Origin of the sequence: Coleofasciculus sp. F4-SAH-05, assembly GCF_040222985.1 — a bacterium.
In the GTDB taxonomy this organism is placed as follows: Bacteria; Cyanobacteriota; Cyanobacteriia; order Cyanobacteriales; family Coleofasciculaceae; genus Coleofasciculus; species Coleofasciculus chthonoplastes.
This window is the reverse complement of sequence record NZ_JAVKBY010000045.1, coordinates 1-8,177: the sequence shown is the minus strand read 5'-3', so window position 1 is coordinate 8,177 and position 8,177 is coordinate 1. Positions and strand designations below refer to the sequence as shown.

Annotated in this window: 6 protein-coding genes; 3 read left to right on the top strand and 3 right to left on the bottom strand. The window is 47.8% G+C overall.

Annotation, left to right across the window (positions count from 1 at the left end; translation table 11 throughout):
• Positions 1-313: 313 nt before the first annotated feature.
• The gene (locus RIG27_RS04930; RefSeq protein ID WP_446342989.1) at positions 314-1,738 is read left to right on the top strand and encodes a hypothetical protein; all 1,425 of its coding nucleotides are present in this window, start codon (positions 314-316) and stop codon (positions 1,736-1,738) included.
• Positions 1,739-1,787: 49 nt separating this feature from the next.
• On the opposite strand, the gene RIG27_RS04925 is transcribed toward RIG27_RS04930, so the two are convergent.
• A complete protein-coding gene (locus tag RIG27_RS04925; RefSeq protein WP_446342987.1) occupies positions 1,788-2,162 on the bottom strand; it encodes a Uma2 family endonuclease in 375 nt (124 codons plus the stop codon).
• 254 nt (positions 2,163-2,416) lie between these two features.
• Positions 2,417-4,300 carry an ATP-dependent zinc metalloprotease FtsH2 gene (ftsH2, locus tag RIG27_RS04920; protein ID WP_446342985.1) on the bottom strand — a complete coding sequence of 628 codons (1,884 nt, stop codon included), beginning with the start codon at positions 4,298-4,300 and terminating at the stop codon, positions 2,417-2,419.
• Between the two features lie 142 nt (positions 4,301-4,442).
• On the opposite strand from ftsH2, the gene RIG27_RS04915 reads away from it, so the two are divergent.
• Positions 4,443-4,571, top strand: a complete 129-nt coding sequence (locus RIG27_RS04915; protein ID WP_446342983.1) for a hypothetical protein — start codon at positions 4,443-4,445, stop codon at positions 4,569-4,571.
• Positions 4,572-4,776: 205 nt separating this feature from the next.
• Here RIG27_RS04915 and petH read toward each other — a convergent pair whose 3' ends face one another.
• Positions 4,777-5,958 carry a ferredoxin--NADP reductase gene (gene petH / locus RIG27_RS04910; protein ID WP_446342981.1) on the bottom strand — a complete coding sequence of 394 codons (1,182 nt, stop codon included), beginning with the start codon at positions 5,956-5,958 and terminating at the stop codon, positions 4,777-4,779.
• Positions 5,959-6,776: 818 nt separating this feature from the next.
• On the opposite strand from petH, the gene RIG27_RS04905 reads away from it, so the two are divergent.
• Entirely contained in the window at positions 6,777-7,778 is a 1,002-nt protein-coding gene (locus RIG27_RS04905) for a phosphoribulokinase (protein WP_446342979.1), read from the top strand.
• The last annotated feature ends 399 nt before the right edge of the window (positions 7,779-8,177 follow it).

Here is an 8,177-nt window from a genome sequence, read left to right as displayed (position 1 = left end):
TCAAAATTGGGTTATCCATTTGTCTGTCTTCTCTCAGGGTTGGGAGGTTGTGAAGGCAATCTGAGTTTTAGCGATCGCGCTTCTCTGTCTCTGATTTTACCTGATTCATACTCCTCACTTCGACTTGTGTGTACACGGTAGGGCGTGGGAGAGGGGCTGGGGGTGAGGGGCGATATCTCCAATTAAACCTGCTAAACAGGGTACTGCAGTGCCGTACCCCTACAGATATTCTGTATTATAGGCTAATGAAAATCTCGGCAATTTCCATCAACAAATGACCAATAACAAAGGACATAAGACCCATAACCAATAAATGAAAAACCTCAGCCTCACCCTCTACGCCTTCCACCTGCGTCAAACCCTCACCGACGCCCCCGATCGCGTGGCGGATGATGCGGCTAAGTTATGGGATAATCTGACTAATCTGGGACATTTCCCTGGACTGAATACCCTGAAATCTCACCTCATTTGCTACACCAACACCCAATACACCCCCCAAAACGAACCCGGAAAACAAACCCACTGGCTTACCCACGCCCAAGATATCAATTTAGGCGCTATCGCCACCGCCGATGGCTTCAAAATCACCGCCAATCTGCAACCTTTTCGCCTCAATGACACCTACGCCATTGATCTCACCCTCACCCCCGACTCCCCCCACCTCGACATCACCATCCCCCAACTCCAACACTTCCGCCCCCAATCCCTCCTCCCCCACCGCATCCAAGCCACCCTCGGACAAACCCTGTGGTTATACGCGGAAGTAGACGCCCAAACCGACTGCGCCAGCCTTGCTAAACAATGCGCCACCGCCCTCCTCGCCAATACTCCCCTCAACCCCAGCCTCCAGGATCAAGATAGCTTCTTCGGGAGTCACCTGTTCGACTACCTCGCCACCCAACCCAGCCAACCCGATAACCCCGCCAGCCAATGTCACATCCTCATCTCGTTCAACACCAGCCAATCTCCCACCATTGAACTCCTAGGAAAAGCCTACGATGAACTCCTCCAACTCCTTTGTTCCTATCACAAACTCCGCTACATCTATCACCAATCCCGCCAACGCTACCCCGAAGCGCGACACCTCTACAGCCACTTAGAACAACAAATCCAAACCTTACCCAACCTCACCACCAACCCCCAAACCCGCCTCGACACCCTGAAAAACCTGCTTAACCAAATCCCCCAAACCGCCCTCGACTACGCCCGATGCTTGCGAGACTTACGCGCCCACCAGACGGCGATGGAAACCAATCTCACCAACTTTGACACCAAGCAACGGAATATTGCCCAAATTGGCGATATCCCCCAATTCTGGGACGAATTCCTCAAAGATAGCCAACGCGATAAACAGCAAATCCAAACCGATATCAATTATCTATCACCGGGACAAGAATTATTCGGACAAATGCTAGAAACCGTGCGAGGTATCGTAGACTTAGATCAAGCAGAACGCGATCGCACTTTAGACCAGAAGCTACAAAACCTAGAACTGTGGATAGCCGTTGTCGGAACCGGATTAGCCGTCAGTGGGATATCCTCCCAAGTCGATTCCCAACCCATCCAAACCTTTATCCAGAATCAAACCAACTCAGATACACCGATTTGTCCGGGTGCAGGTGTAGTGAAATGTACCGCCTACAATGGTTTGAACGTCCTGATTCATATTATCATTGCCCTTGCGATCGCACTCCCCATCGGTTTAATTCTGCGACAGATTCGCCATCCATCCAAATAATGTCCTATGTCCTCCAGACGCGCCATGGCGCATCTCTACACCTCCTCCATCAACGTTGGCGAGGATAGCGATCGCTCAATTTATCAATCGCGCCAGATCCAAATTTATAAGCATCTTTGATGCACTCAGTCAAGATAGCATTCAGGTCAAATCCACCGAAAAACTGACTCTGCTCAACCAGACTATAGCGCCCATCCTGGAACTGATAGATTTTAATCTTTTTTTGGCGAACAATCCAAAGTTCCCTGACTCGATATGGTAAATAATCATTAACGCTGGTGAATGAGGTAACATCACACTCAATTGCCAAATCCGGTGGCGGATCACTACTCCAATCAATCCGACGTTTTCCCACCACAGGTAACTCACCAATATAGAAAAAATGATCCGGGATAACACCACAGTCTAAGGTAGAATCTGTCATGCTGAGTGAAACGCAGTGACGCTCGCGCATCTGTCCAGATTCTTCGCTTCGCTCAGAATGACATGATATAACGCAACTCGGTATAATACCAAATCCGGAGAATGCTATCCCCGTTATAACCCAGTCCGCGCAGGCGGACTTTGTTTGTGTAGCAGCGATTTCAATCGCCTCCTCTTGCTTCTCGCCTAAAACAGACAAAAAATAGGGATGATATTCACCATCCCTACTCAATAACTCAATTAAACTGTCCGAAATTACAACACAGGAACATACTGCTCCTTCTCTGGTACATGAGTATATTCCGCCACAATCTGACGAAACTCCTCGCCGTCAATGGTTTCCTTCTCAATTAACAGATCCACCAAGCGGTCAATTACAACGCGATTTTCCCGCATAATTCGCTTGGCGTCGTCGTGACAATGTTCCACAATCCGGCGCACTTGTTCATCAATGCGAGACGCGACTTGTTCGGAATACTCCGCCCGATTCGTCAAGCCGCCACCGAGGAATACTTCTCCCTGTTGACTTTCTAGAGACAACGGACCTAAATCGGACATGCCGAAACGAGTCACCATTTGTCGCGCCATTCCCGTCACCTGCTGTAAATCACCACCGGCACCTGTGGTAACTTCAGAATGACCAAAAATCTCTTCTTCTGCGGCACGACCCCCTAACGCCCCAGTAATCCGGGCTTTAAGCTGCGCCCGCGTAATTAAGCCTTGCTCTTCACTCGGCGTAAACCAGGTCAACCCTTGAGCTTGACCCCGAGGAATTAAGGTCACTTTCTGAACCTGATCATGATCCTTGAGCACCGTCCCCACGATCGCATGACCGACTTCATGATAGGCAATTAACCGCTTACTCTTGCTATCCACCAACGGTGTGCCTTCCATACCCGCTACCACCCGGTCAACAGCGTCGTTGATTTCCAGCATGGTAATCGCTTCCTTACGACGACGGGCTGTCAGAATTGCCGCTTCATTCAACAAGTTGGCTAAATCTGCCCCCGTAAACCCAGGCGTGCGTCGCGCGATCGCTTCAATGGAAATTTCCGATGCCAGTTTCTTATTCCGCGCATGGACTTCCAGAATACCAATCCGTCCTTTCAGATCCGGCGCATCGACAATCACCTGACGGTCAAATCGTCCGGGACGCAATAGGGCAGAGTCTAACACATCAGGACGGTTGGTGGCAGCAATAATGATAATCCCAGTATTGCCTTCAAACCCATCCATCTCCGTCAGCAACTGGTTCAACGTTTGCTCCCGTTCATCGTTACCGCCGCCGATACCCGCACCCCGTTGTCGTCCTACGGCGTCAATTTCATCGATAAAGATTAGACAAGGCGCATTTTCCTTGGCTTTCTTGAACAAGTCACGGACACGGGAGGCGCCCACACCGACAAACATTTCCACAAATTCACTACCGGAGATACTAAAGAACGGAACCCCAGCTTCACCCGCGATCGCTTTCGCCAATAATGTTTTACCGGTTCCCGGAGGTCCAACTAACAGCACCCCTTTGGGAATCCGTGCGCCAACGGCTGTAAACCGTTCCGGCTGCTTCAGGAACGTAACCACTTCCTGCAATTCTTCCTTGGCTTCCTGAATTCCCGCCACATCATCGAAAAGAATTCCCGTTTTCGCTTCCATCTGGAACCGGGCGCGAGACTTACCAAAGTTCATCGCTTGACCCGGACCGCCGCCCATATTACTCGAACGACGGAAGAGGAAAAATAACCCACCAATTAATAAAATCGGAAAAATTAAATTCCCTAAGATTCCCCAAATCGCCCCATCTTGACGGGCGGGATGGGTATCTAAATCAATATCAGCCTCTCTCAGCTTCGTGATTAGCTCAGGAGAATTAGCCGGCAAATCGACGCGCCAGCGATTCTTTTTCTTCAGCTCCGGGTCAATCGCTTCTACAATTGCTGTTTGACCCCCATCATAGAGGTCAACACTCGTGACTCTCCCTTTATCAATGTAGTCTAAAAAGCGACCATAATTCATCCGGGTGCTGGCGGTGTTTTGACTTAAATCACCAACAGCCGGAGAAAACGCTCCCTGCCATAGGAAAAACCCAATGACAAGAGCGGGTATTGTCCAAAGTAGGAGAATTCTCCAGGAAAATTTCATTGCTTATGCCTCTAGATATTTGTTTTCTGGTTTGGCTTTTGCCCTTAAAGAGCCTCTTGTTTAGCACAAAGTCCAGCTTAAACGGTGGTTTGAATAGGAAACTTTACTTCTGCTTAATCAAATTTAACGTAATTCTCATGATTTGGGCAACTGTCTTATAGTCATTCGTCATTCGTCATTTGTCATTCGTCATTCGTCATTCGTCATTCGTCATTCGTCATTTGGTCAGGGCGGGTTTTGCAGCCAAGCTAAGGAAAACCATCAATATTAGTCCCTAAACCCGCCCCTACACACATCTCCCAGCTCCCCCAGCTCCCCCATCTCCCCATCACCCTATCACCCCATCACGACACCCTACATCACGACACCCTAACCAAGAACGCGCCTACACAAGAGGACTTAATCCTCAACGTGCAGACGCGCTAATCTAAGCTAGACAAAAAAACGTTTGACGTTTAGCTACCAAGGGAGCAGTATTAGTAGGTTTCAACGTGCCAGCGATGGGCTTTCTTCATAGATTTCTGGAAATCAGCCCAGTTCGTCCCTTGCCGTTCAGCAGCAGCCGAAAATGCGGCATCAATGCCATCTTCCATTCCCTTGAGTCCGCAAATGTAGGTGTGGGTATTATCCTTCTGCATTAACTCAAACAATTCATCGGCGCGTTCATCCACCCGATTCTGGATATACATCTTGCCACCCTCTTTGTTCTTCTGTTCACGGCTGATGGCGTAGGTGAGACGGAAATTATCGGGAAACTCTTGCTCGAGTTTTTCCAATTCCTCTTTGTACAGAATGTTTGCCGTATAGGGGATACCAAAAATCAGCCACGCAAACCCTTTGAAGTTGTAGTCTTCGTGCTTTTCTTTCAACATCCGCCATAGGTAAGCCCGGAAGGGGGCAATTCCTGTACCTGTTGCCATCATCAGGATGGTAGCATCTGGATCTTCGGGAAGTAACATTTCTTTCCCAACTGGTCCGGTGATCTTGACATCATCGGTGCCAACTGGCAGATTGCACAAGTAGGTTGAGCAGACGCCATAGACGGTTTCCCCGGTTTCTGGGTGCTTGTACTCCAGTTGTCTAACACAAAGGGAAACTGTCTTATCATCCTCGTGATCTCCATGACGAGTGGAGGCAATGGAGTAGAGTCTGAGTTTATGGGGTTTACCTTTTTCGTCTTTCCCCGGTGGGATAATCCCGATACTCTGACCTTCCAAGTACCAAATATCCCCGTCAGAGATGTCAAAGGTGACGTGGCGAACTGTCCCTGATCCCCCTTCTGCAACCAGTTCGTAGTTTTCAATACATTTGCCTAGATAGGGGTTTTTGGGCTTGTACAGATTGACAGGAACACCCTCTTTTGATGATTTTTTATGAACGATATTTTCCGGCGACGGCGCGGCATCGGCTTCAGTGGCTTTGCCATTCATCCCATTCTTGGCATTCATCACACCATCAAGAGGTTGAATGCTGACGATTTTGCCACCCATGCGGGTGATTCGTTGCATTTCTTGATTCATTCGACTGTATGGCACTGTAATATACGTATTACCACTGCTACGAATGGGATAATCCATTTTGTCGGTTTCGGTGTTCTGACTTAGACCTGTCACTTCGTAAAGAAACAGGCGATTCTTGGCTGTGGTGTTACTAGACATTGCGTTATTTCTCTCTAAACCAATCGATTACGATATATTGCTCAGTACAACATTTCATCAATTCGTGACGAATGAAGCAACCTCCCAATCATGGTTTCAGTCGCTTCATCCCGTAGAGTTGATGGCAGGTCGTTGACCTTGATACCTGGCTGTGGACTCCCCTTATTCCCCCGTTAGCTAATCCGGCAATAGATTTCCCACCTGGTAATTTTTATGCAGTGTGGGATGAATCCCCAGTCATGCCAATCCGAGTGGCATTGCATCCAATCGCTGTTTGGGCAACAGACTTGGCTTTCAGCCCACACGCTCACGACAAAGCGGAGTGTGTACAGTCCTTAACTCGGCTAAACTGGGTGGGGAATGAAGTAGGTTCAATGTATACTCTAGAATACGTCTAATTGATTGAGTTGGCAAAGTTCCAACTCTTCTGACTCCTGTGGGCATCTGTTAGGAGGCAATTCCCGGCAGGTGATGCCGATGGAGAACTCGGTCATTGACCGACCAATAGTTAAAATCGAGTCAATTTGAAAATTTTTGATCCAATTTGCACAACTCACTTTAGGATTATGTTAAGGAATTGAGGAGAAACGTTAAGACTTGTAGACATAATCTCATTTTGGTAGAATCCACAAACAGCCGCTAGTATTAAATACTTACGCCGTGTCTGGCTTGAGTCTTATCCTCTGGGGAAGACTCGTACCTTTCGCAAATATGTGACGGGTTAAAGGCACGCGATCAACAGACGGGTTGACCCTAGACTTGGGACTTGGATTGCTGGAAACTCTATTTGAAACTATTTTTTGCGTTAGAGGGAAACTATGACCACTCAGCTAGACCGCGTGGTATTAATAGCCGTCGCTGGAGACTCTGGATGCGGGAAGTCCACATTTCTGCGTCGCTTGGCAGACCTATTTGGTGAACAGTTTATGACGGTCATCTGCTTAGATGACTATCACAGCTTAGACCGCAAAGGACGTAAAGCGGCAGGGGTGACAGCACTTAACCCCAAGGCTAATAATTTTGACCTGATGTATGAGCAAATCAAAGCGCTCAAAAATGGTCAGGCAATTGATAAGCCAATTTATAACCACGAGACCGGTGAACTTGATCCGCCGGAACGGGTAGAACCAAATAAAGTCGTGGTAATCGAAGGATTGCACCCCCTGTATGATGAGCGGGTGCGATCGCTGGTTGATTTCGGTGTTTATCTTGATATCAGTGATGAGGTCAAGATTAACTGGAAAATCCAGCGGGACATGGCAGAACGGGGGCATACCTATGAAGATATTCTGGCGTCGATTAACGCTAGACGCCCTGACTTCAGTGCTTACATCGAACCCCAAAAAGAGTTTGCTGATGTCGTAATTCAGATATTACCGACTCAGCTTCTCAAAGATGATAAGGAAAGCAAGATCCTGCGGGTGCGCTTGATTCAAAAAGATGGTGTAGAAGGCTTTGAGCCAGTTTATCTGTTTGATGAAGGGTCTACCATTGACTGGAGACCTTGTGGTCGTAAGTTGACCTGTGCTTATCCTGGGATCAAACTATACTATGGTCCGGATAGCTACTTCGGTCATGATGTATCTGTGTTGGAAGTAGATGGTCAATTTGACAATCTAGAGGAGATGATCTACATCGAAAGTCACCTCAGCAACACCTCCACGAAATACTATGGTGAGATGACCGAACTGTTGCTCAAGCACAAGGACTATCCAGGTTCTAACAATGGTTCTGGGTTGTTCCAGATTCTGGTGGGGCTGAAGATGCGATCCACTTACGAACGGTTAACATCTAAGGCGCAAGTGCCCGCGAATGTGTAAAGTCATGGAAACCGCGTCTACGTTGAAACCTGTAGTTTTTCCCTAAGAGAATCTCCAGTTTTCAACTGGGACGGGATAGTGTTGGTTGTATATTACCCATGCCATACTCTTTGATGTGGCGTGGGTTAATAATTAGGGTCTGCTGAATAAGTTTTGTGGTGGGGAGAGGCAACAGGCAACAGGCAACAGGCAACAGGCAACATATTAAATTGGTGTTCTATTTTAAAGTATGGGTAGCAACCAAGATGGTCGCACTACTGACCGAGAACTAGGGATACAAGCCTCGTCCTTTTAGGACGACTTTTTATTTTCTCTTAGTCTTGTATTGTAATAAATAATGTGTTAATCTATAAAAGTAGTCTAGCACAGGCGAAAGTCGTGAGTATCGCCAATCGATTT